Here is a 21,799-nt window from a genome sequence, read left to right on the forward strand (position 1 = left end):
GCTTTGTCTGTTGTAGGCGTCAATACAGCGAGAAACGGGCGACTTGGATCGCGCGTTGAAAGGGCTATAATGCCCGCGGTTGGCATTGATGGGGAACGAAAATTGAGACGCAGTAGAAATGAAGTGGGCCGCTGGAGGATGCTACGGCAAAGCCAGAGACGCAGGCATCGCTGGCTGGAACGCCAGTCGTGCAGCAATCGGCATATCATTCGTGTTCGCCGTCGTTTGGACGATCAGCACCGCAGAGCCTTATTGTTCGTCGTGGCTTACGAGTGGTAAAACCAAAACAGCCCATTATGGGCTGTTTTGTTATCTGACCAAGCTGAGTTATTTACCCAGGTAGGCGTTGAGCATCCACACCTGTTTTTCCTGCTCTTTGATGTAATCGCTCATCAATGACGAGGTCCCCTCATCACCAGCCTCAGCGGCCAGCGACAGCAGTTCGCGCTGCTGTTGCAACAAAATGGCATAGCCGTCCAGCAAGCCGCGCAGGGTGCCTTTGTCGTCGGTGACATTGGTGTCTTCTTTGATGTCTGCGGTTTTCAGATAGTCGCTGAAGGCGTGACGGGGCTGTGAGCCCAGCGTCAGAATACGCTCTGCCAGCTCGTCGACTTTGGTCAGCAGGTCGTTATAGGTCTCTTCAAACTTGACGTGCAGCTCAAAGAAGTGCGGACCGGAAATATTCCAATGGTAGCCGCGCACGTTCATGTACAGCACCTGGTAGTTTGCCAGCAGGGCGTTCAGTGCTTCAGAGAGTTTTGCCGATTGTTTGGTGTCCAGGCCGATATGAGTCTTGGTCGCTTTCTTTGCCGTTGCCATATAAATCTTCTCCTGATTATTTGTGTCGAGTATCTAGATTGATATCCATACAAAACAGGTTAACCGGATCAAGCATAAGGTTAAAGACGATGGTAAGCATCAATTCAATCGCTCAAACCAATTTACCTGCCGTCTTTAAACTTAACCTTAGCGGTTAAAAACAATCCTGCGATTTTTTGCGCAAGGCAAATTTTAGCACACCGGCGCTAAGGCTGGTCAATAAGGCGGCGGCGATCAGTACGGCAATAAATGCCTGATCAAAGGCACCTCTAGCCAATTGGGTCAGCCTTGCCGCGCTGTCTGCGCCCATTGCTCCCGCCAGCCGCAATGCCTCATCAATACTGTCATAGGCTAGATCGCCTGCGGGCAAATTGGCTGGCAACACCAGGCTGTGGCTATAGACTGCCGTCATCAGGCCGCCCAGCAGTGTAATACCTAATACGCCGCCCAACTCCCATGAGACGTCTTCAATGGCGGCAACCATACCCGCCTTGTCTTCGGGAGCATTGAGCATAATAGCCGTCGAGGCGGCGGTGATGGCTCCGCCGAGGCCAAAGCCCACCACAAACAGGCAAACCAACTGCATAATGACGTTGCCTTGATACCACAGGGCGACGCCGGCAATGCCTAATGCCGTGAGAATAAAGCCGCCCACCAACATGTAGCGTTCGCCATAGCGCGGCAACAAAGCTCCGGCTAGCGGGCCTGCCAGTGCGGAGGCGACCGGAATGGGTAAAATAAACAGTGCAGCCAGCAACGGCGTCATCCCCAGCACCAACTGCAACCGTTGGCTTAACACCAGTTCGACCCCAACCAGCGCGATCATTGAGACGATCGCCACGCCGACGCCGCTGGTAAACAGGCGATTACGGAACAGCGAGAAATCGATCATTGGGTATTGCGCCCGTTGCTGACGGCGAACAAACAGCGTCAGGAACAGCGTACCGAGCGCCGCAGCAATGGCGAAGTCACTCAGGGAGAACGCGGGCTTGCTCAACTCTTTCAGCGCATAGATTGACGCCACCAGGCCCAACATGATCTGTAACGAACTGATAAAGTCGCAGGGGCGTTTATTGTCCCCACCGCAGTGGGGGATCAAATATATCGCCAGCGGCAGGACCAGCATCACTACTGGCACATTGATCAGAAACACCGACCCCCACCAGAAGTAAGACAGCAGAACGCCACCCACTACCGGACCAAGCGCGGCGGCCCCAGAGGCCACTGCGGCCCAGATACCAATTGCCAGCGCACGTTCACGCTCATCGGTGAAGACGTGGCGCACGATGGATAAGGTGGCGGGCATCATCATTGCCGCACCGACGGCCAGGAAAGCCCGTGAGGCAATCAGTAGCTCGGCGCTGGCAGAGAATGCGGCACATAGCGAAGCCAGGGCAAACACCGGCAGCCCGGCAATAAACATTTTCTTATGGCCTATGCGATCGCTTAACATGCCAGCACCGGGCAGCAAGCCAGCAACCACCAACGGGTAGGCGTTAACGATCCACAGTTTCTGTGAGGCGGTGGCATCCAATGCCTGTGTCAGGCGCGGCAACGCGGTGTAAAGCACCGTCATATCGGTAATGATTAAAAATAGCGCACTGGAGATCATTGCCAGGATCAGCCAGCGGTTTTGGGCGTGCATAAAGAGTATCCTAGTAAACCGATGACGCGGCTGCGTCACCTTACGGCAACCATCCGCTAGTTGCGATGGTATACTGCACTAATATAAATCCATGCGTACGTATTGAAAAGAGGATTTCTCAATGGGCCGTCAACGGAGTATCGATCGTGACAAGGTTCTGGACACTGCAGAAGAGATTGTGGCGACCCAAGGAGCAGCAGGGCTAACCATAGATTCGGTGGCCAAGGCCATGGGGATCTCCAAGGGTGGGGTGCAATACTGCTTTGGTAGCAAAGATGCACTTATCGATGCGATGTTTGACCGTTGGGGTAAGGTTTATCAGCAGGTGTTTGACGATATCGCGGGTAGCGAGCCAGACCCGCAAACTATCGTCCAGGCGCATATGCAGGCGACATGCAGCTCGGATCAGGCTTCCAGCGCCAAGGCTGCCGGACTGATGGCGACGTTAATCCAGACGCCGGAACACCTCGACAGCACGCGAGAATGGTATCGCAGCCGGATAGCCGGATTGGACTTGACCACTGAACAGGGGAGAAAGGCGCGATTGGCCTTTCTGGCCACCGAAGGCGCTTTTATGCTGCGGTTCTTCGGCTTTATGGATATCGACCAGCGGGAATGGGATGAGATGTTTGGCGATCTTCAAAAGTGGGTTCTGAACGAGACGGCTCGCAAGGGCTAACCTATCAGATTGATAGATGGCGGCCTGCCCGCACGGCGAGTATCTTTAGCGCATAAAGATATTCCCTCGAAGAACCCACTTTAGCCAGCCACTCCGTGCTGGCTTTTTTTTGCTTAAAATACCTGTTTAAACGGTTTTACCGTGACTTCACCGTACACGCCAGCATCCACGTACGGGTCTTGTGCTGCCCAGGATTTTGCCGCTTCCAGCGAAGAGAATTCGGCGATCACGGTTGAGCCGGTAAACCCAGCCTGGCCTGGATCGTTGCTATCGATAGCCGGGTTAGGACCAGCGACCACCAATCTGCCTTCATCACGCAGCGCCTGCAGACGCGCCAGATGGGCGGGGCGAACGGCCAGGCGTTTTTCCAGCGAGCCGGGTACGTCTTGTGCGTAGATCAGATAAAGCATATTTCACCTTTAAAATCATTGCCATAGAACGGTACCCACAAAGTAGCGTAAAACCTGTGGCAAGGGAATGCCAATCCGCATAAAAATACCCCTCACTGATTGCCGAATGAGGTATCACAAAGGTTAACAACCCGTGTGCAAAGCCCAAAAAAAGCTAATTAAAGGTTAATATCCCTATGAGTTTGCTGGTTTTAGCGCCTAATAATGCCGATTAAAGCGATAGTTTGTCTTTCGTTATTGAATATGATTGCTATTTGCATTTAAACTTGGCGCACCAGAGGAAACAGAATCATTATGCCGCTAAACAAGATGTTCCTTATTCGCCGAATTTCCGTGCCAATTGTCCTCTCCGTTGGCTTGCACAGTGCCCTGGTGGCCGCCTTGCTCTACGCTTCCGTCAACGAAGTGTTGCAGCTGCCTAAGCAGGAAGATGCCCCTATCAGCGTCATGATGGTGAATATGGCTGCGCTGGCAGAACCGCCACCGCCGGCTGCGGCAGAACCAGAGCCGCAGGTCGAGCCTGAACCTGAGCCGGAACCGATCCCGGAGCCAGAGCCGCCACCGCCGGTGCCGGTAGCCATCCCTAAACCGGAACCGGAAAAACCCAAGCCGAAGCCAAAACCGAAGCCGAAGGTCGAGAAACCGGTCAAGCGCGAAGTGAAGAAGACCGAAGTACGGGAACCTTCACCGTTCGATAATCCATCCGATGCCAAGCCGATCAACAAGGCTCCGGTTAAACAGGCTCCATCAGCGCCAGCGCCGGGGACGTCCCGCGAGCTAGGGCCGAAAGCCCTGAGTATCGGCAAGCCGATGTATCCAACGCGGGCCTCGGCATTGCAGATTGAAGGCAACGTCAAGGTGCAGTTCGATGTTGATAGCGATGGGCGAGTTACTAACGTGCGTATTCTGTCTGCGCAACCCCGTAATATTTTTGAGCGCGAGGTAAAGCTGGCGATGCGTAAATGGCGTTATGAGGCCAAAGCCGCGCAGAACCTGACGAAGACCATCGTATTTAAAATGGAAGGTTCGACGGTAGAATAAGACGGTAGATATTGGATAAATCAGGGGCGTGGCATGCTGCGCTCGTCTGGTTTAGGTGATAAAAAAGGTCGCGATTGCGACCTTTTTGCTTTCTGGCGTCGGGTTACTCGCCGACGTGGAAATTCATTTTGCCGTCAGGCAGGGCGCGAGGGCTACCGCCGTCATCTACCGCAACGTAGGTAAATACCGCTTCCGTGGCACGGTAACGCTGGCCGATTGGGGCAGAAGAGACCTTCTTGACCCAGACTTCCACATTGATGGTAATGGAACTGCGGCCACTACGGATGCAGTTGGCATAACAGCACACCACGTCACCCACGGCAACCGGCTTGAGAAAGGTCATGCCGTCAACCCGCACGGTCACTACGCGCCCTTCGGCAATTTCTTTGGCCAGGATCGCGCCGCCGATGTCCATTTGCGACATCAGCCAGCCGCCAAAGATATCACCGTTGGCATTGGTATCTGCCGGCATGGCCAGCGTGCGCAGTACCAGCTCGCCGCTAGGCAAAGGTCGTTGTTCTGTCATTATTTCTTCTGCTCTTCTGGCATATGACGGTAAATATAGACGCCGCTCAACAGGGTGAAGACCAGCGTCAGCACGGTCAGGCCAAACACTTTGAAGTTGACCCAAACGTCCTGCGGCAACCAGAAGGCCACATAGATGTTGGCTAAGCCGCAGGCCAGGAAGAACAGGGCCCAGGCAATATTGAGGTTATTCCAGACCTTGTCCGGCAGGGTCAGTTCTTTACCCAGCATGCGTTGGATCAGCGGTTTTTTCAGTACCAGTTGGCTGATCAGCAACGCCAGGGCGAACAGGGTGTAGATGGCCGTCACCTTCCATTTGATAAACAGGTCGTTGTGGAATACCAGAGTCAAGGTACCGAATACGGCGACCATGGCAAAGGTGATCAGCGTCATCTTCTCGACCTTGCGATATTTCAGCCAGGTAAAGACCAGTGCCAGAGCGGTGGCAACAATCAGAGCACCCGAGGCAACGTAGATATCGTAAAGCTTATAAAATGCAAAAAAGACAATTAGGGGTAGAAAATCAAGAAACTGCTTCATAAATCAATCCATCATAGGTTCATCGGGCGACTATACCGGATTTGGCGCGATCTGTGTACCGAACGAAGGTGCAGATTATCGGTGTTTGTCCGCCAGATTTCTGCTATTAACAGGAGAATTTGCATAAACTTACGATTGTCATCGTGGGTCATTTGCAACAGCAGGGCCTACATCGCATATTAAGCATAATAATAGCCGCATTATTTACCATGGAAAATAGCTATGCAGTGGAAATCTCTCCGGGCGTGGACGCCTGGTTTGACGCATTTGTTAGGATATGAACGCAGTTGGTTGAAGCCGGATATTCGCGCGGGGTTATCGGTTGCCGCAGTAGCGCTGCCGGTGGCAATAGCCTATGCGGAACTGGCTGGTGTCAGCCCGGTGGTCGGGCTTTACTCCTGCATTTTACCGATGATCGCCTACGCTATTTTCGGCTCGTCACGGCAGCTGATTGTCGGGCCGGATGCGGCAACCTGTGCGGTGATCGCCGCCGTTGTCACCCCTTTAGCCGCAGGAAGCATGGAGTTGCATTGGCAACTGACCATCATGATGACCGCCATGATGGGCGCTTGGTGTCTGTTGGCCAGCCGGTTTCGGCTCGGTGCTTTGGCAGATCTGCTTTCACGTCCAATCCTCAGCGGACTGCTCAATGGCGTGGCGATCACCATCATCGTCGATCAGATCGGTAAAGTGCTGGGGTTCGGTATGCATCCGGCGCAGTTGATCGAACGTATCTATGCCTTACCCGGCAATCTGTTGCACAGCGACGGGCTGACGATGGGCATTTCCTTGCTCACGCTGCTGATGCTGGTAGGCGTTAAAAAACTCCGGCCTAACTGGCCAGCGCCGCTGTTTGCCATCGTGCTGGTTGCCTTTATCACCTGGGCGGGTAACTTGCAGCAGCACGGCATCATTACCGTGGGGGGCTTCAGCGGTATGTTGCCCATCGTCCAGTGGCCGGACTTCCAGCCAGGATTGCTGCGTGACATGGTGATCCCGGCGCTCAACCTGGCGGTGGTCAGCTTTGTCAGCATGATGCTTACGGCGCGCAGCTTTGCGGCGAAAAATGGCTACGAGGTGAATGCCGATGCGGAATTTCGTGCGCTGGGGCTGGTCAACATCGTCTCCGCGCTGTCACAAGGGTTTGCTATCAGCGGGGCCGATTCGCGTACCGCGGTAAATGATGCCAACGGTGGTAAAAGCCAGTTGGTATCGATTATTGCCGCCATCGTGATCGGCATTGTGCTGTTGTTCCTGACTTCGCCGCTGCAATTTATTCCGGTGGCCGGGTTAGGCGTGGTGCTGATGTATGCCGCCTGGTCACTACTCGATATCCGTGGCCTCTGGATTTTGCGCCGGCGCAATACGCAGGCGTTTTATCTGGCGGCCTTTACTTTCATCAGCGTGCTGCTGGTGGGGGTGATTAGCGGTATTGGCTTGGCGGTATTGCTTGGCCTGATGCAGTTTCTGCGCACCGTGTTCCGCCCAACGGAACAATTGCTCGGGGTCAATGAGGAAGGCATGATCCACTCCATGGGCAATAATAACGGGGTGAAAGCGGTGCAGGGCGTGATGATGTACCGGTTTAACTCGCCCTTGACCTATTTTAACGTGGCCTACTTCAAACGGCGCATTCTCAATCTGGTCGATAGCACGCCGTTCCAGCCCCGTTGGGTGGTGGTGGATGCGGTGGCCAGCTTTACCCATGCGGATATCAGCGTGTTGGCGGCGATTGATGAGCTAAAACGTGATTTGTTACAGCGTAACGTAAAGCTGGTGCTGGCCGGGCGGCGTACCGAATTGACGCGCTGGTTCCGTCTCAATCAGGTGGGCCGTGATAAAGATCTGATCCTGGTACCCGATCTCTATCTGGCACTCAAGCTGATACAAAGTAAGGAACAGGCTGAACCTGCCACGGTTGCGTAAATAAAAAGGGCACGCCAAAAGCGTGCCCTTCAACGTTAATCAATTCTGTTCATCTCTTATCTAAGGACACGCCAGCCGCGGGCGTATTGTCACGTAGCAACATATACAGGCGGAACAGATAAATCAGCAGCAGGGCAGAAACCAGATTGCTCAGTGCGGTCAGCACCACGCTGGCAACGTGCGGTGTCAACACCGACAAGTGGCTGACCATAAACAGCACCAGCAGCTTGGCCGCCAGCCACAGCATCATCGCCGGTACGATCACCCGGGCGTTGGCAAAGGCCAGCTTGCAGCTCAATTTCAGCGAGGCAAAGAGGCCTCTCCCATCGGCAACGGAAATCACCGGGGCCAACGAGAATGAGATCGCCAGGATCACTCCAGGCACGACGAACAGCGTCAGGCCAAGCTGGGTCAGTAAGGTGCAGACAAACAACAGCAGCAGCAAACGCGGCAATAGCGGGGCAGAAATCCCGATAGCCCGCAGCGCGCTGGTGCGCTGGCCTTCAGAAACCAGGCGGATCAGCGTCAACATCCCCCCCACCAACAGCACGTTCCCCACCAAAGCGGAAATCGTGGCGGCGGCGGACACTTTCAACAGCACCATTTGCTGTTCAGGTGTCATTTGCTGAATGATTTCCTGGATCCCCATGCCGGCACCGGCGTTGGAGGCCAAATCACTTTCCGTTGCGGTCAGGATCTTCAACTGCTCGATATCGGGGCTGAAAGCCTGATTGAGCAGTACCGAAATGAACGCGGTCAGCAGTGCCAACAGCACAATGCTGGCAACCTGATTACGGAAAAAGTTAAAACTGTCACGGTACAACGTGTTGGCCGTGATTGGCATGCAAACTCCTTGGCGTCGGGGACATAATAAACTAGTGGGCGATTGTACCCTGTTCTGCGCCGCTGTGGCACCCCGTGAATGGCACCGTGCTGATTTCTTGGGCAATTATGGTCTCTGCCAGCGATAATGGCAGCGGGACCGGCAAGGGGGGAAGACCGTAGCGCTCACGGGCCCGATCGCAGGCTTCATTACGTAGACCGTTTTCTCCGGATTGATCGAACTCACGGCAAGGGCTAGGGCGATTGAGATAGATCGAACAGGAAACCGCCTGGCCTATCTCACCGACCAACGAGGTGCAACGCGGAGATTTACTGTTGGTCCCCTGCATACAGCGCAGAAAAGGACTCAAGGGTTCCGTTGCCGCAATAGGCACCACGCCGCCGCCATCTTCCGCTTCGGCCCAATAGAATGATACTCGGAAATAACCACAGCAGGCGCCGCAGCGGGTACAGGGATTTTGAATTTCGCTCATCTTGATTGCCACCGACTCCTTACCGGCCACCAACCAAAACCAACAGGAATAAAGAAATTACTCAGCGCTATTTTTTTTAGCAACTGATTTTTAAACATGCATCAAATATGCAACAAAATGCGTTTTTTGATTCAGATCAATTATCGATTTATTAACAGCTTAGGTGGCTTTGTTTTTGGTGGGAATTTAAATTTTTACACTTAAGATGTGATCTCGATTGGATCATAAATACCTGTTAATAGGTATATTCATCGGGACTATAAACCACACAAATGGAATGGATAATGAAAAAGACAACTCTGGTGGTGTTAGGGGCTCTGATGGCTCCTATGTTTGCAAGTGCGCATCAAGCAGGGGATTTCCTGTTCCGTGCAGGCACTGCAACGGTTCGTCCAAATGCGGGTTCGGATAACGTCTTAGGGCTGGGGACGCTCGATGCTAAAAACAACACTCAGCTCGGCCTGACGTTCGGTTATATGGTGACCGACAATATCGGTGTTGAACTGCTGGCAGCTACCCCATTCCGTCATAAAGTTACCTTGGCGGGCCAGGATATTGCAACCGTTCACCAACTGCCGCCAACGCTGATGGCACAGTACTATTTTGGTGACAAGCAGGACAAACTACGCCCTTATCTGGGTGTTGGCGTAAACTACACCACGTTCTTCGATGAGAAGTTCAACGACTACGGTAAAAGCGCGGGTTTAAGCAACCTGGATCTGAAAGATTCTTGGGGTGTTGCTGCCCAGGCGGGGATGGATTACAACCTGGATGAGCACTGGATGCTGAACATGTCGGTCTGGTGGATGAATATCGAAACCAAGACCCGATTTGATGTTGCCGGTGGTCCAAGTCAGAGCATTGATACACGGCTGGACCCATTTGTGTTTATGTTTGGTGCGGGTTACCGCTTCTAAGTCTACCTGCAATAAGGAGGCGCTGTTCGGCGCCTCCCTCTTCAGTTACTTGATACGCATATCGTTTTCTACTGATTTCACACCCGCCACGCCGCGAGTTACCTGAACAGCTCGATTGGCATCGGCGCTAGAGCTGACAAAGCCGCTTAGCTGAACCTTGCCTTTAAAGGTTTCGACGCTGATCTCGGTGGATTTGATGCTTTTATCCGCTAACAGTGCAGATTTCACCTTGGTCGTGACGACCGTATCGTCAATATAGCCGCCAGTGCCTTCGGATTTTGCCGTTGGAGCGCAGGCAGAAACTGCCATAGCCAAAATACCCGCCATGCACAGCGCCGAAAGGGTTTTAAATAGCTTCATAAATGACTCTCCTTGCAAATGTTATTGTTGATACTACAGGCTGATTTCAATCAGCTAACGGATCATATGCACTGAACCACCGAATAGAGAGCGGCCACTATGATTGTGGGGCAGGTTGCTGGTTTGTTCAAATTGTTTGCGAAAAAATCTGTGGCAAGCTTGAACGTAAACAAAGTGTTATCACCGGACACAGACTTTCTGTATCCGGTGATCGGAGGCGGGGGGAAATTAAACGCGGGTTGCGGCTTTCATTTCACGAACGAATTTGCCTAGCTTGCTCAACATCTCTGCCGGTTGTGCCTGGTTCTGTTCGATGATTTTCACAATGGCCGAGCCGGAGATCGCCCCGGCTGCACCGGCCTGCAACGCATCTTTGACCTGTGCAGGCTCAGAAATACCAAAGCCTTGCAGCGGTGGTGCCGCATGATATTCGCGCAGTTTGTTGATCAGGTGATGTAATGGCAACTGTGCTCGGCTTTCCGTCCCGGTCACCCCGGCGCGTGACAGCAGGTAAGTGTAACCCCGGCCGTGGGAAGAGATTTCACGCAGCAAATCCTCGTCTGCATTTGGTGGGCAGATATAGATTGGTGCAATACCGTGGCGTGTTGCCGCCGCACGGAAAGGTGCAGACTCCTCGAAAGGCACATCCGCAATTAATACCGAATCCACTCCGGCTTGCGCACAGCGCTGATAAAACTCGTCAATACCGCCGTGGAACACCAGGTTGGCATACATCAGCAGGCCAATCGGCATGTCAGGGTGTTTCTGACGGATTGCCGCCAGCATTTCAAAGCAGTGCGTTGGCGTGACGCCGGAAGCAAAGGCGCGCAGCGCTGCGCTCTGAATGGTTGGGCCATCGGCTAGTGGATCGGAGAAGGGGATCCCCAGCTCCAGGGCATCTGCGCCGTTTTCCACCAGCGTGTCGATGATCTGTAACGATAGCGTCGGGTTTGGGTCACCAAGGGTGACAAACGGCACGAAAGCGCCTTCTTTATTGGCTTCGAGCCGCTTGAACAGTTGTTGATAACGTTCCATCAGATTTCTCCCCGTGCTTTCAGAATGTCGTGAACGGTAAATATGTCTTTGTCGCCGCGGCCGGACAGGTTAACCACCAGGATCTGTTCTTTCTGCGGCTCTTCACGGATCATTTTCAGCGCGTGCGCCAGGGCATGGGAAGACTCCAGCGCCGGGATAATCCCTTCGTGACGGGAAAGGTCCTTGAAAGCCTCCAGTGCTTCATCATCGGTAATCGACACATATTCTGCGCGGCCGATGCTGTTCAGATAAGCGTGCTGAGGGCCAACGGAAGGGAAGTCCAGACCGGCGGAGATAGAGTAAGACTCTTCGATCTGGCCTTCGGAGGTTTGCATCATCGGTGATTTCATTCCGAAGTAGATCCCTACCTGGCCATGTTTCAGCGGTGCACCATGCTGGCCGGTTTCGATCCCCAAACCAGCGGGTTCAACACCGATCAGACCCACGCTGGCATCATCGATAAAGTCGGCAAACATGCCGATGGCGTTGGAACCGCCGCCAACGCAGGCCAACACGGCATCCGGCAGACGGCCTTCGCGCTCCAGCATCTGGGCTTTGGTTTCTTCACCGATCATGCGCTGGAATTCACGCACGATGGTTGGGAACGGGTGCGGGCCTGCGGCAGTACCCAGCATGTAGTGGGCCTTCTCGTACGAGCCGGACCAGTCGCGCAGCGCTTCGTTACAGGCATCTTTCAGCGTGGAGGAGCCGCTGTGCACCGGGATCACTTCGGCTCCCATCAGGCGCATACGGAATACGTTAGGTGACTGGCGTTCAATATCCTTGGCACCCATGTAGATACGGCATTTCAGGCCGAGCAGGGCACAGGCCAATGCCGAGGCCACACCATGTTGACCTGCACCGGTTTCCGCGATGATCTCGGTTTTGCCCATGCGTTTGGCAAGCAGCGCCTGGCCCAATACCTGGTTGGTCTTATGGGCACCGCCGTGCAGCAGGTCTTCACGTTTCAGGTAGAGTTTGGTTTTGCTACCGGCGGTCAGGTTTTTGCACAGCGTCAGTGCCGTTGGGCGGCCCGCGTAGTTTTTCAGCAGATCGATAAACTCTGCCTGGAACTCTGGGTCACGCTGGGCGCTGACGAAGGCTTCTTCCAGTTGTTTCAGGGCTGGCATCAAAATTTGCGGCACATACTGGCCACCAAATTCGCCGAAGTAAGGGTTAAGCAGCGTCATTATTTTTCCCGTTATTATCCGTTAAATGAGGTTCGCAATCAGTAGGCGCGCAGGGTTTGGAACACCGCCGCCAAACGCTCGGCATCCTTGATGCCGGGTTGGCTTTCTACGCCAGAGTTGAAATCGAGGCCCGCGCAGCCCAGCAGGGCCGCATCCACGCAGTTATCGGCGCTCAGGCCACCGGCCAGCATTACGTTGTCCAGCGTCTGGCCGTGCAAAACCGACCAGTCGAAGCGAATGCCGGTACCGCCTGCACCGTTGTCGAGCAGATAACGTTCGACATGTTGCAGATCGCGAGCAGGCAGGCTGTCTTTCACGCTCAAGGCCTTCCAGATCTGGCAGTTGGCCGGCAGTTCGCCGCGCAACGCGTCAATATAAGCCTGGTCTTCCGCACCGTGCAGTTGCACTGCATACAGGCCCAACTGTTCGGCAGTTTGCGCCACCATAGCGATTGGTGCATCACAGAATACGCCAACGTACTTCAGCGGCGCTCCGGCGATCACTTCCCTGGCGCGGGCGATATCGACGTTACGTGGCGAGCGGCCAACGAAAATCAAACCACCGAAATTGGCGCCGGCCTGATAGGCGGCGGCGGCATCTTGCGGGCGGGTAAGACCGCAGACTTTGTTATCGCCCAGGATCACGCGGCGCACGGCGCTACGCAGGTTGCTTTCCGACATTAACGCACTGCCGATCAGAAAACCGTTGGCATAGCGGCTCAACTCACGGATCTGGCCATAGTTGTTGATGCCGGATTCGCTAATTACTGTCACACCATGTGGTACACGAGGAGCCAGGGTACGGGTACGATCCAGATCGATAGACAGATCGCGCAGATCGCGGTTATTGATGCCAATCACTTTGGCTTCGAGCTGTATCGCACGCTGTAATTCTTCTTCGCTGATGACTTCGGTCAGCACGCCCATATTCAGGCTGTGTGCCACCGCCGACAGTTGGCGATATTGATCGTCATCCAGTACTGACAGCATCAGCAAAATGGCGTCGGCCTGATAATGACGAGCCAGATAGATCTGGTAAGGATCGATCATAAAGTCTTTGCACAGCACCGGCTGGGTCACGGTGTTGCTCACCAGCGGCAGGAAATCGAAACTACCCTGGAAGTATTTCTCGTCGGTCAGTACCGAGATCGCCGAGGCGAAGTCCTTATACACCGAGGCGATTTCCACCGGGTCAAAATTCTCGCGGATCAGCCCCTTGGAGGGTGAGGCTTTCTTGCATTCGAGAATAAATGCCGTTCTGGTACCCTGCAGCGCATGATAAAAGCTACGGCCACTTGGCGCGATGTCGTTCTGAAAGCTGGCCAAGGGTTGTTGTTGCTTGCGTGCCGCGACCCACTGCGCTTTGTCACGAACAATCTTGTTGAGCACGGTTTCCTGCATCATTTATCCTCTTGCTGCCAAAGCAGTGACACGCTGGTAAGCCTGCCCACTGTGGATCATGTCCAATGCCTGCTGCGCGTTGTGGCGCAGGTCTTCCTGTCCGAATAGTTTCAGCAACAGCGCAACGTTGGCGGCAACCGCCGCGGCGTGCGCTGGCTCGCCTTTACCTTGTAACAACCTTGCCAGAATGTCACGGTTTTCTTCCGGTGAGCCACCCAGCAGGGAACCCAGCGGATGACTGTGCAAGCCGAAGGATTGCGGCGTCAGCTGATAGCTTTCAATCTCGCCGTTATTCAACTCGGCAACGTGAGTGGTAGTGTGGATCGCCACTTCATCCATGCCGCCACCGTGAACGACGGCGGCGCGTTGATAACCCAGTACACGCAGGGTTTGGGCGATTGGCAACACCAACTCCGGGCTGTAGACCCCAATTAACGCCAACGGTGGGCGAGCTGGGTTAATCAACGGCCCAAGTACGTTGAACACCGTGCGGGTCTTCAACTGTTGGCGTACCGGCATTGCGTGACGGAAACCGGTGTGATACTGCGGCGCAAACAGGAAACACACGCCCAGGTCATCCAGCGCCTGGCGAGATTCTTCCGCAGGCAGATCCAGACGGATCCCAAAAGCGGCCAGCAGATCGGACGAACCGGAACGGCTGGAGACGCTGCGGTTGCCGTGTTTGGCCACCTTGACCCCACAGGCCGCGGCAACAAAGGCGCTTGCCGTGGAAATATTGATACTGTTGGTGCCATCACCGCCGGTACCGACGATATCTGCGAAGGCATAATCCGGGCGTGGGAACGGTAGGGCATCGGCCAACAATGCCTTGGCTGCCCCGGCGATCTCTTCCGGACGTTCACCGCGGACCTTCATGCTGATCAGTGCCGCTGCCAGTTGGCTAGGCTCCAGCTCGCCGCGCACGATAGCGCTGAACAACTGCTGGCTTTCCTCCTGGCTCATCGACTCCGAACGATACAGTTTTTCAAGAATAGGTTGCATAGTCGGTTCCCCTTGATTATTTCGCCAGCGCCCAGGCTAAAGTCTGCTCAAGCAAACGTGCGCCTTGGGTCGTCAGAATGGATTCTGGATGGAATTGGAAACCACATACGCGGTGTTCATCATGACGCACTGCCATCACCATCTCGCCGAAGCGGGCATTGACGGTCAGTCCTGCGGGGATATTGCTGCCTACCAGCGAGTGGTAGCGGGCAACCGGCAGCGGGTTGGCCATCCCGGCAAACATTCCCTGGTTATCGTGAGTAATCGAAGATGCCTTGCCGTGCAGGATCTCACCGGCCTGGCCCACATGGCCGCCATAGGCCTCCACAATCGCCTGATGGCCAAGGCAGATACCGATAATCGGCAACTGACCGCGCAGACGCTGCAACAGCTCTGGCATACAGCCGGCGTCGGCAGGAGTGCCTGGCCCTGGGGACAGCATCAACACAGGCTGCTCCATCTGTTGCAGGCGCGCAATGATGATCTCGGCGGCAATCTGGTTACGGTAAATCACGACCTGATGGCCGCTGGCACGCAGCTGATCGACCAGGTTGTAGGTAAAGGAGTCGACGTTGTCGAGCAGTAAGATATCGGCCATTAGAAAATCTCCTTGGCCTGATGCGCGCTGGCGATAGCTCGCAGCACGGCACGTGCCTTGTTACGGGTTTCATCGGCTTCCGCCTGAGGAACAGAATCCAATACCACACCGGCACCGGCCTGCACGGTAGCAACGCCGTCTTCAACATACGCCGAGCGGATGACAATACAGGTATCGAGATCGCCGTGAGCGGTAAAGTAGCCCACCGCGCCACCGTAGCTGCCACGGCGGGTGCCTTCGGAGGCGGCAATCAACTGCATGGCGCGCACTTTAGGTGCACCGCTCAGCGTGCCCATATTCATACAGGCCTGATAGGCGTGCAGTACGTCGAGATCGTTACGCAGCTTACCGACCACGCGGGAAACCAGGTGCATTACGAAGGAGTAGCGGTCAACCTTGGTCAGGTCGGCAACGTAGCGGCTGCCAGCTTCACAGATGCGAGCCAGATCGTTGCGGGCCAGGTCGACCAGCATCAGGTGCTCGGCCAGCTCTTTATGGTCGGTGCGCATTTCCAGTTCGATGCGGCTGTCGAGATCCAGATCCAGCGAGCCATCGGCGCGGCGTCCGCGCGGACGAGTCCCGGCAATCGGATAGATTTCGATCTGGCGGCTGGTGGCTTCATATTTCAGCGCGCTTTCCGGAGATGCACCGAACAGCGTGAACTCGTTGTCCTGCATAAAGAACATATAAGGACTGGGATTGTTTTCCTTCAGCGTCTGGTAAGCCGCCAGTGGGTTAGGGCAAGGCAGTGAGAAGCGACGTGAAGGCACCACCTGGAAAATTTCCCCATGGCGAATGGCTTGCTGCAACTGGCTGACGACCGCGCCGTACTCTTCATCGCTCTGGTTGCAGCTCAACTGCATGTCTTCGAGTTTTTGCTGAGGAATGGCGACCGGGGCCTGCTGCAATTGAGTCTGAAGCTGCTCAAGGCGCTGTTGCAAACGCTGGGTTTCAGCTTTATCGCCGGTAAAAGCGCTGGCTTGTAAGCGAGCCACGCCACGTTGGTGATCCAGCACCAGCAGCGTTTCTGCCAGATAGAAACAGAAGTCCGGGCAGCGTTGGTCCTGGCACAGCTCCGGCAGATCTTCAAACCCGGCAACCAGGTCATAGGCAAACAGGCCGCCGAGCATCATGGCTTCACGCTCATCGGCTGGAGCATCAACCAGCGTCAGCATAGTGCGCAGCGCATCAAATACCGACAATGAACGCAGGCGGGCATCTTCGTCTTGTACCGCATCAATCACCGGGAAGGTCAATTCGCGGCCATTAGGAAGAGCGTGGATCTGTACTTCGGCAGGCAAGGCTTCATCCAACAGCGACAGCAGGGCCGCGCCGTTGGCGGTGAGCGCCTGTAGGCTGACCTGGCGACCCAATGCGGTAATGCGCAAGGCACTGTCGACAATCAGCAGGCTTTTCAGGTTCTGCTTGCTGTTGATTTCCGCCGAGTCCAGCAACAGGGTGGCAGGGCGAGCGCCACACAGCTGGTGAAAAATCGCCGTGGGGTCGCTGCGGTAACCGGCTTGTGCCGTCAGTAGTTTAAGCTGTGGTTTGAGGTTCATCTTCGGTAGTTCCAGTTAACTCTTATCCATAAAAAAGCCCGCTATGATGAGCGGGCCTAGGGAATCTGCAGTGTCAGATGACAGGTATGCGTGATTACTCGACCCTTGATTGGGAAGTACGCCACCAGCGAAGAAGAGAAGTGTGCTTAGTCATCATGTTGCTCTCTGTTTTGTCATCCAGCTTTTTCATCTAACACGGTCAATGTCACTGCCGTGAACTTGTGTACTAGTTAACTGGAACGAGAAGGCAATGTCAACTCTCTTTTTACACAATATGTTAGCGAACTGTACGAAATGTATAATCTTCTGGGAAAGCTATCGGTAGAATAGATTTCCGTCCGGCCAGCCATACCGGGTATGATAGAAAGCCAAGCCATCGCAGGACATTCTTTTGACAGACAGCAGCCCACAACCCACCGCTTTTACCCTGTACGATCTCCATAGTCACACCACCGCTTCGGACGGGTATTTGACCCCGACTCAGTTGGTGCAGCGTGCCGTTGAGATGCGTGTTGGCGTGCTGGCTATTACCGATCACGACACCACCAACGGATTGGCAGAGGCCGCAGCGGCGATCGCCGATCTTGCCTTACCCTTGCAATTGGTCAACGGCGTGGAGATTTCTACGCTGTGGGAAAACCATGAGATCCACATTGTCGGGCTGGGGATCGATACGGCCCATCCTGCGCTGTTACAACTGCTGGCCGAACAAACCGAGCGCCGTAATTTGCGTGCGCAAGAAATCGGCGTTCGGTTAGCGAAGGCGCGCATTCCTGATGCCTATGCCGCAGCGCAACAGTTGGCGGGTGAGGGAGCGGTAACCCGGGGGCATTTTGCCCGTGTTCTGGTGCAGCAGGGCATGGCTGACAACATGGCGCAGGTATTCAAGAAGTATCTCGCCAAAGGGAAAATCGGCTATGTTCCGCCGCAGTGGTGTACAATAAAACAAGCCATTGATGTCATTCATCAATCCGGCGGTCAAGCGGTGATGGCACATCCGGGCCGTTACGATCTGACGGCCAAGTGGCTCAAGCGCCTGTTGGCCTATTTTGCCGAACACGGCGGCGATGCGATGGAGGTGGCGCAGTGTCAGCAAGCCCCCCATGAGCGTACGGTGTTGGCAAAATATGCCCAGGACTATCAATTATTGGCGTCGCAGGGCTCTGATTTTCATCAGCCTTGTTCGTGGATTGAGTTGGGGCGCAAACTGTGGTTACCCGGCGGCGTTGAGCCGATTTGGCGCGATTGGCCACAGCCCCAACAGAACTTAGTAGATTGATTTAACACGGGCGTTGTTTTGCGCGTGCATCATTTTCAGGAGTTAGAGATGAGCCAGCTATTTTATATTCACCCGGACAACCCGCAGCCGCGCCTGGTCAATCAGGCCGTAGAGGTACTGCGCAAGGGCGGCGTGATCGTCTATCCAACAGACTCTGGCTACGCGCTGGGCTGCAAACTTGAAGAGAAGACGGCGTTGGAGCGTATCTGCCGCATTCGCCAGTTGGACGGCAACCACAACTTTACGCTGATGTGCCGCGATCTGTCCGAGCTGTCGACCTATGCCTATGTGGACAATTCGTCGTTTCGCCTGATCAAGAACAATACGCCCGGCAATTACACCTTCATCCTGAAAGCGACCAAAGAAGTGCCTCGTCGCCTGATGAATGACAAGCGTAAAACCATCGGTTTGCGCGTGCCATCCAACCCGATCGCTCTGGCATTGCTGGAAGTGCTCAATGAGCCAATGATGTCGACCACGCTGATGCTGCCAGGCAATGATTTTGCTGAATCCGATCCGGAAGAGATCAGCGAACACCTGGGCAAGCAGGTTGATCTGGTGATCCACGGCGGTTTCCTTGGCCAGCAGCCGACCACGGTGATCGACCTGACCGAATCCTCACCGGAAGTGATCCGTGAAGGCGCAGGCGATCCGGCACCTTTCCGCTAAACTGCCGATGAAGTAAGTGCCAAGGAGGGATAAAGACTGTATAATAAGCGGTTGGTTTTAACCAAGTGCTAATCTTTGTGGCCGCCTTTCCTCGGGATCGTGGCGGCAAAGTCCCCCCGACGCCTGTGAAGGCGACACTAGAGGTTGCTCAATGAGCGAAAAGTTACAGAAAGTTTTAGCGAATGCCGGCCATGGCTCGCGTCGTGAAATAGAAACCATGATTGAAGCGGGTCGCATCAGCGTCGACGGCAAAATTGCCAAACTTGGCGACCGCGTTGAAGTCGTTGCAGGCATGAAAATTCGCCTGGACGGTCACGTTGTCTCGATCAGAGAATCCGAAGAAGCGGTTTGCCGCGTGCTGGCTTATTACAAGCCGGAAGGCGAACTCTGTACCCGTAGCGATCCGGAAGGCCGTCCAACGGTTTTCGATCGCCTGCCAAAACTGCGTGGTTCACGTTGGGTAGCGGTAGGGCGTTTGGACGTGAATACGTCCGGCCTGTTGCTGTTTACCACCGACGGTGAACTGGCTAACCGCCTGATGCACCCAAGCCGTGAAGTCGAGCGCGAATACGCCGTGCGTGTGTTCGGCCAGATCGACGACGAAAAGCTCAAGCAACTGAGCAAAGGCGTACAGCTGGAAGATGGCCCGGCCGCCTTCCGCACCATCAGTTTCCAGGGTGGCGAAGGGATCAACCAGTGGTACAACGTCACGCTGACCGAAGGCCGTAACCGTGAGGTGCGTCGCCTGTGGGAAGCCGTTGGCGTGCAGGTCAGTCGTTTGATCCGCGTGCGTTACGGTGATATCGATCTGCCAAAAGGCTTGCCTCGTGGCGGCTATACCGAGCTGGATCTGAAGGCAACCAACTATTTGCGTGAGCTGGTAGAACTGCAACCGGAAACCGTCAGCAAACTGCCGGTGGAACGCGATCGCCGCCGTGTGAAAGCCAACCAGATCCGTCGTGCGGTAAAACGCCACAGCCAGGTTGCTCCCGGCAGCCGTCGTGGCGCGCCAGGCAGCAGCAAACCCGGTAAACCGGCCAAGTCTTCCAAGCGTAATTAAAAATCTCCCCTCATCCTAACCCTCTCCCACAAGGAGAGGGGACTGAACGTGCCATTATTGACTTATGAATTTGGCTTCAACACGGGCGCGGCCGAAGTGTCACATAACCTGACCATGACGCTGGACTAGCTCCCTCGCCCTTTGGGAGAGGGTCGGGGTGAGGGGAGACGGTTCTTCTGTTACCAGTCAATTCCCTGCTGAGCCTTGATCCCCGCTTCAAACGCGTGCTTCACCGGCCGCATCTCCGTAACGGTATCCGCCAGCTCCAGCAAATCGCGATGACAGCCACGCCCGGTGATAATCACCGTCTGGTGTGCAGGACGCTGCTCAAGCGCCTCCAGCACCTCTGACAGCTCTAGATAGCCGTAGGTCACCATATAGGTCAACTCGTCCATCAGCACCAGATCCAGGCTGCTGTCGGCCAACATCCGTTTACCGTGTTGCCAGACAGCCTGGCAGGCGGCGGTATCGCTTTCCCGATCCTGCGTTTCCCAGGTAAAACCGGTCGCCATCACCTGAAATTCCACACCGTGCTGTTGCAGCAGATTTTTCTCGCCGTTGGGCCACTGGCCTTTGATAAACTGGATCACTCCGGCCCGCATACCGTGGCCGACGGCACGGGTGACGGTGCCAAATGCGGCGGTGGTCTTGCCTTTGCCATTGCCGGTAAACACCAACAGCAGACCCCGGGTTTCCTGCGCAGCGGCAATGCGGGCATCTACCTGTTCTTTCAGCCGTTGTTGGCGTTGCTGGTGACGATCTTCAGCCATGTTAAAAGCTTCCTTATTCGGCGGCGCCGGGTTTACGGTTGGGCTGAGCATCGAAGCTCATACCGGTTTTACGACGGCTGTCATCACCCATCAGATACAGGTAGAGCGGCATGATATCGGCCGGGGTTTTCAGCTTGTTTTTATCTTCCTGCGGAAATGCTGATGCGCGCATTTTGGTGCGAGTTCCACCTGGATTGATGCAATTTACCCGCAAGTTACGGTTTTTATACTCGTCGGCCAGCACCTGCATCATCCCCTCGGTGGCGAACTTGGAAACGGCATAGGCTCCCCAGTTGGCCCGGCCTGTGCGGCCAACGCTGGAACTGGTGAAAACCAGCGAACCCGCATTCGATTTCAGCAGCAACGGCAGCAGCGCCTGGGTGAGCATGAAGGTGGCATTGACGTTGACCTGCATAACGTCGTTCCACATGGGCATAGAAAGCTCGGCCATGGGGGCGATGTCGCCCAACAGACCGGCGTTTTGCAGTACACCGTCCAGGCGTGGCACCTTCGTGGCCAGATCTTCCGCCAGGCTTTGGCACTGTTCTGGCGTGACGTGCAGCAAATCCAGCGTAACGATATGCGTCGGGGCGGTGGAAATGGCGGCAATTTCGGCCTGCACGGCCTGCAATTTGCTTGCCGTGCGGCCAAGTAACACCAGTTGCGCACCGTAACGAGCGTAGGTCAGCGCCGCTTCACGGCCAATGCCGTCGCCCGCTCCGGTCACCAGAATAATTCGTTGTTCGAGCAGATCCTGTTTCGGTTGGTAATGCACAATAGTTCCTCGCGCCTGGTTGGCGGCTCTCGCGCTATGGCTGAGAGCTCGGGTAGAGAGTGGAGCGCTGGCAGGAGCAGGGATGCTCGACCACTTTGGCGATCCACAGCGAATTTTTGTCGGCAATTTAATGAATAATGAGTGTTATATGCCTGAAATGGATCGCATTTTCAATGAGTAACCCCCAGAAACGGCATTCTTTTGTAACAAAAACGGTACAATAGCGGCTTGGTTACCGATACGGAAAGCCCCATAACACGTAGATGCGCAGCATGTTGTGCACG

The 21,799-nt window shown here is 55.0% G+C and carries 24 protein-coding genes and 1 other annotated feature; of the genes, 8 read left to right on the top strand and 16 right to left on the bottom strand.

All coding sequences use genetic code 11. The annotated features are described in order from the left end of the window. The first annotated feature begins 102 nt into the window (after nt 1-102). A complete protein-coding gene (locus tag ACRDCA_RS18625; protein ID WP_004945296.1) occupies nt 103-279 on the top strand; it encodes a YciY family protein in 177 nt (58 codons plus the stop codon). 48 nt (nt 280-327) lie between these two features. On the opposite strand, the gene ACRDCA_RS18630 is transcribed toward ACRDCA_RS18625, so the two are convergent. Both ACRDCA_RS18630 and ACRDCA_RS18635 read right to left on the bottom strand, forming a co-directional pair. Next, complete coding sequence (locus ACRDCA_RS18630; protein WP_438690852.1) at nt 328-819, bottom strand: Dps family protein; 492 nt, start codon at nt 817-819, stop codon at nt 328-330. Between the two features lie 154 nt (nt 820-973). Further along, nucleotides 974-2,464, bottom strand: a complete 1,491-nt coding sequence (locus ACRDCA_RS18635) for an MFS transporter (RefSeq protein WP_438690853.1) — start codon at nt 2,462-2,464, stop codon at nt 974-976. A gap of 121 nt (nt 2,465-2,585) precedes the next feature. Here ACRDCA_RS18635 and ACRDCA_RS18640 point away from each other — a divergent pair, with 121 nt between their 5' ends. Beyond that, nucleotides 2,586-3,143: a TetR family transcriptional regulator gene (locus tag ACRDCA_RS18640; RefSeq protein WP_438690854.1), complete on the top strand. Its 558-nt coding sequence runs from the start codon at nt 2,586-2,588 to the stop codon at nt 3,141-3,143. Nucleotides 3,144-3,256: 113 nt separating this feature from the next. Here the strand turns inward: ACRDCA_RS18640 and ACRDCA_RS18645 are convergent, their stop codons facing one another. Continuing rightward, entirely contained in the window at nt 3,257-3,553 is a 297-nt protein-coding gene (locus tag ACRDCA_RS18645; RefSeq protein ID WP_438690855.1) for a YciI family protein, read from the bottom strand. 294 nt (nt 3,554-3,847) lie between these two features. On the opposite strand from ACRDCA_RS18645, the gene tonB reads away from it, so the two are divergent. Further along, a complete protein-coding gene (tonB, locus tag ACRDCA_RS18650) occupies nt 3,848-4,594 on the top strand; it encodes a TonB system transport protein TonB (protein ID WP_438690856.1) in 747 nt (248 codons plus the stop codon). Nucleotides 4,595-4,697: 103 nt separating this feature from the next. On the opposite strand, the gene yciA is transcribed toward tonB, so the two are convergent. Together yciA and ACRDCA_RS18660 are read right to left on the bottom strand one after the other, a co-directional pair. Continuing rightward, nucleotides 4,698-5,120 (bottom strand): acyl-CoA thioester hydrolase YciA, encoded by a 423-nt coding sequence (yciA, locus tag ACRDCA_RS18655; RefSeq protein ID WP_438690857.1) that lies wholly within the window; start codon nt 5,118-5,120, stop codon nt 4,698-4,700. Continuing rightward, the gene (locus ACRDCA_RS18660) at nt 5,120-5,659 is read right to left on the bottom strand and encodes a septation protein A (RefSeq protein WP_025119233.1); all 540 of its coding nucleotides are present in this window, start codon (nt 5,657-5,659) and stop codon (nt 5,120-5,122) included. The genes yciA and ACRDCA_RS18660 overlap by 1 nt, the downstream gene beginning before the upstream one ends. 222 nt (nt 5,660-5,881) lie before the next feature. Between ACRDCA_RS18660 and ACRDCA_RS18665 the strand changes: the two genes are divergently transcribed. Further along, nucleotides 5,882-7,585 carry a SulP family inorganic anion transporter gene (locus ACRDCA_RS18665; RefSeq protein WP_438690858.1) on the top strand — a complete coding sequence of 568 codons (1,704 nt, stop codon included), beginning with the start codon at nt 5,882-5,884 and terminating at the stop codon, nt 7,583-7,585. A gap of 49 nt (nt 7,586-7,634) precedes the next feature. Here ACRDCA_RS18665 and ACRDCA_RS18670 read toward each other — a convergent pair whose 3' ends face one another. Next, complete coding sequence (locus ACRDCA_RS18670) at nt 7,635-8,429, bottom strand: YciC family protein (RefSeq protein ID WP_438690859.1); 795 nt, start codon at nt 8,427-8,429, stop codon at nt 7,635-7,637. A 31-nt stretch (nt 8,430-8,460) separates the two neighbouring features. Then, on the bottom strand, nt 8,461-8,901 hold the full coding sequence (locus ACRDCA_RS18675) for a YkgJ family cysteine cluster protein (protein ID WP_438690860.1): 441 nt from the start codon (nt 8,899-8,901) through the stop codon (nt 8,461-8,463). Between the two features lie 284 nt (nt 8,902-9,185). Here ACRDCA_RS18675 and ompW point away from each other — a divergent pair, with 284 nt between their 5' ends. Continuing rightward, nucleotides 9,186-9,818 carry an outer membrane protein OmpW gene (gene ompW / locus ACRDCA_RS18680; RefSeq protein WP_438690861.1) on the top strand — a complete coding sequence of 211 codons (633 nt, stop codon included), beginning with the start codon at nt 9,186-9,188 and terminating at the stop codon, nt 9,816-9,818. A gap of 45 nt (nt 9,819-9,863) precedes the next feature. Here ompW and ACRDCA_RS18685 read toward each other — a convergent pair whose 3' ends face one another. The 7 genes from ACRDCA_RS18685 to ACRDCA_RS18715 form a co-directional block, all read right to left on the bottom strand. Continuing rightward, a complete protein-coding gene (locus tag ACRDCA_RS18685) occupies nt 9,864-10,178 on the bottom strand; it encodes a BON domain-containing protein (RefSeq protein WP_438690862.1) in 315 nt (104 codons plus the stop codon). A gap of 228 nt (nt 10,179-10,406) precedes the next feature. Continuing rightward, on the bottom strand, nt 10,407-11,213 hold the full coding sequence (gene trpA, locus ACRDCA_RS18690; RefSeq protein ID WP_438690863.1) for a tryptophan synthase subunit alpha: 807 nt from the start codon (nt 11,211-11,213) through the stop codon (nt 10,407-10,409). Further along, nucleotides 11,213-12,403, bottom strand: coding sequence for a tryptophan synthase subunit beta (trpB, locus tag ACRDCA_RS18695; protein ID WP_438690864.1), 1,191 nt, complete (start codon nt 12,401-12,403; stop codon nt 11,213-11,215). The genes trpA and trpB overlap by 1 nt, the downstream gene beginning before the upstream one ends. A 38-nt stretch (nt 12,404-12,441) precedes the next feature. Then, nucleotides 12,442-13,803, bottom strand: a complete 1,362-nt coding sequence (gene trpCF / locus ACRDCA_RS18700) for a bifunctional indole-3-glycerol-phosphate synthase TrpC/phosphoribosylanthranilate isomerase TrpF (RefSeq protein WP_438691012.1) — start codon at nt 13,801-13,803, stop codon at nt 12,442-12,444. Nucleotides 13,804-13,806: 3 nt separating this feature from the next. After that, on the bottom strand, nt 13,807-14,805 hold the full coding sequence (gene trpD, locus ACRDCA_RS18705; RefSeq protein ID WP_438690865.1) for an anthranilate phosphoribosyltransferase: 999 nt from the start codon (nt 14,803-14,805) through the stop codon (nt 13,807-13,809). 16 nt (nt 14,806-14,821) lie between these two features. Beyond that, the gene (locus ACRDCA_RS18710; RefSeq protein WP_438690866.1) at nt 14,822-15,403 is read right to left on the bottom strand and encodes a glutamine amidotransferase-related protein; all 582 of its coding nucleotides are present in this window, start codon (nt 15,401-15,403) and stop codon (nt 14,822-14,824) included. Continuing rightward, nucleotides 15,403-16,962 (bottom strand): anthranilate synthase component 1, encoded by a 1,560-nt coding sequence (locus ACRDCA_RS18715; RefSeq protein WP_438690867.1) that lies wholly within the window; start codon nt 16,960-16,962, stop codon nt 15,403-15,405. The genes ACRDCA_RS18710 and ACRDCA_RS18715 overlap by 1 nt, the downstream gene beginning before the upstream one ends. A gap of 28 nt (nt 16,963-16,990) precedes the next feature. Beyond that, nucleotides 16,991-17,095: a sequence feature (Trp leader region), on the bottom strand. A 258-nt stretch (nt 17,096-17,353) separates the two neighbouring features. Between ACRDCA_RS18715 and rnm the strand changes: the two genes are divergently transcribed. The 3 genes from rnm to rluB all read left to right on the top strand — a co-directional run bounded on the left by rnm (nt 17,354) and on the right by rluB (nt 19,970). After that, complete coding sequence (gene rnm / locus ACRDCA_RS18720) at nt 17,354-18,241, top strand: RNase RNM (RefSeq protein WP_438690868.1); 888 nt, start codon at nt 17,354-17,356, stop codon at nt 18,239-18,241. A 48-nt stretch (nt 18,242-18,289) separates the two neighbouring features. Beyond that, the gene (locus ACRDCA_RS18725; protein ID WP_021181255.1) at nt 18,290-18,910 is read left to right on the top strand and encodes an L-threonylcarbamoyladenylate synthase; all 621 of its coding nucleotides are present in this window, start codon (nt 18,290-18,292) and stop codon (nt 18,908-18,910) included. Between the two features lie 151 nt (nt 18,911-19,061). Further along, entirely contained in the window at nt 19,062-19,970 is a 909-nt protein-coding gene (rluB, locus tag ACRDCA_RS18730) for a 23S rRNA pseudouridine(2605) synthase RluB (RefSeq protein ID WP_438690869.1), read from the top strand. A gap of 179 nt (nt 19,971-20,149) precedes the next feature. Here the strand turns inward: rluB and cobO are convergent, their stop codons facing one another. Further along, the gene (cobO, locus tag ACRDCA_RS18735) at nt 20,150-20,740 is read right to left on the bottom strand and encodes a cob(I)yrinic acid a,c-diamide adenosyltransferase (RefSeq protein ID WP_438690870.1); all 591 of its coding nucleotides are present in this window, start codon (nt 20,738-20,740) and stop codon (nt 20,150-20,152) included. 13 nt (nt 20,741-20,753) lie between these two features. After that, complete coding sequence (locus ACRDCA_RS18740) at nt 20,754-21,515, bottom strand: YciK family oxidoreductase (RefSeq protein ID WP_438690871.1); 762 nt, start codon at nt 21,513-21,515, stop codon at nt 20,754-20,756. Nucleotides 21,516-21,799 lie beyond the last annotated feature (284 nt).

The organism is Serratia sp. (in: enterobacteria) (assembly GCF_051654945.1).
GTDB lineage: Bacteria > Pseudomonadota > Gammaproteobacteria > Enterobacterales > Enterobacteriaceae > Chania.

What these genes read in the sequence shown, in the direction of transcription:
- ACRDCA_RS18630 (WP_438690852.1), bottom strand. Translation starts at nt 819, where the DNA reads ATGGCAACGGCAAAGAAAGCGACCAAGACTCATATCGGCCTGGACACC.
- ACRDCA_RS18635 (WP_438690853.1), bottom strand. Translation starts at nt 2,464, where the DNA reads ATGCACGCCCAAAACCGCTGGCTGATCCTGGCAATGATCTCCAGTGCG.
- ACRDCA_RS18640 (WP_438690854.1), top strand. Translation starts at nt 2,586, where the DNA reads ATGGGCCGTCAACGGAGTATCGATCGTGACAAGGTTCTGGACACTGCA.
- ACRDCA_RS18645 (WP_438690855.1), bottom strand. Translation starts at nt 3,553, where the DNA reads ATGCTTTATCTGATCTACGCACAAGACGTACCCGGCTCGCTGGAAAAA.
- tonB (WP_438690856.1), top strand. Translation starts at nt 3,848, where the DNA reads ATGCCGCTAAACAAGATGTTCCTTATTCGCCGAATTTCCGTGCCAATT.
- yciA (WP_438690857.1), bottom strand. Translation starts at nt 5,120, where the DNA reads ATGACAGAACAACGACCTTTGCCTAGCGGCGAGCTGGTACTGCGCACG.
- ACRDCA_RS18660 (WP_025119233.1), bottom strand. Translation starts at nt 5,659, where the DNA reads ATGAAGCAGTTTCTTGATTTTCTACCCCTAATTGTCTTTTTTGCATTT.
- ACRDCA_RS18665 (WP_438690858.1), top strand. Translation starts at nt 5,882, where the DNA reads ATGCAGTGGAAATCTCTCCGGGCGTGGACGCCTGGTTTGACGCATTTG.
- ACRDCA_RS18670 (WP_438690859.1), bottom strand. Translation starts at nt 8,429, where the DNA reads ATGCCAATCACGGCCAACACGTTGTACCGTGACAGTTTTAACTTTTTC.
- ACRDCA_RS18675 (WP_438690860.1), bottom strand. Translation starts at nt 8,901, where the DNA reads ATGAGCGAAATTCAAAATCCCTGTACCCGCTGCGGCGCCTGCTGTGGT.
- ompW (WP_438690861.1), top strand. Translation starts at nt 9,186, where the DNA reads ATGAAAAAGACAACTCTGGTGGTGTTAGGGGCTCTGATGGCTCCTATG.
- ACRDCA_RS18685 (WP_438690862.1), bottom strand. Translation starts at nt 10,178, where the DNA reads ATGAAGCTATTTAAAACCCTTTCGGCGCTGTGCATGGCGGGTATTTTG.
- trpA (WP_438690863.1), bottom strand. Translation starts at nt 11,213, where the DNA reads ATGGAACGTTATCAACAACTGTTCAAGCGGCTCGAAGCCAATAAAGAA.
- trpB (WP_438690864.1), bottom strand. Translation starts at nt 12,403, where the DNA reads ATGACGCTGCTTAACCCTTACTTCGGCGAATTTGGTGGCCAGTATGTG.
- trpCF (WP_438691012.1), bottom strand. Translation starts at nt 13,803, where the DNA reads ATGCAGGAAACCGTGCTCAACAAGATTGTTCGTGACAAAGCGCAGTGG.
- trpD (WP_438690865.1), bottom strand. Translation starts at nt 14,805, where the DNA reads ATGCAACCTATTCTTGAAAAACTGTATCGTTCGGAGTCGATGAGCCAG.
- ACRDCA_RS18710 (WP_438690866.1), bottom strand. Translation starts at nt 15,403, where the DNA reads ATGGCCGATATCTTACTGCTCGACAACGTCGACTCCTTTACCTACAAC.
- ACRDCA_RS18715 (WP_438690867.1), bottom strand. Translation starts at nt 16,962, where the DNA reads ATGAACCTCAAACCACAGCTTAAACTACTGACGGCACAAGCCGGTTAC.
- ACRDCA_RS18725 (WP_021181255.1), top strand. Translation starts at nt 18,290, where the DNA reads ATGAGCCAGCTATTTTATATTCACCCGGACAACCCGCAGCCGCGCCTG.
- rluB (WP_438690869.1), top strand. Translation starts at nt 19,062, where the DNA reads ATGAGCGAAAAGTTACAGAAAGTTTTAGCGAATGCCGGCCATGGCTCG.
- cobO (WP_438690870.1), bottom strand. Translation starts at nt 20,740, where the DNA reads ATGGCTGAAGATCGTCACCAGCAACGCCAACAACGGCTGAAAGAACAG.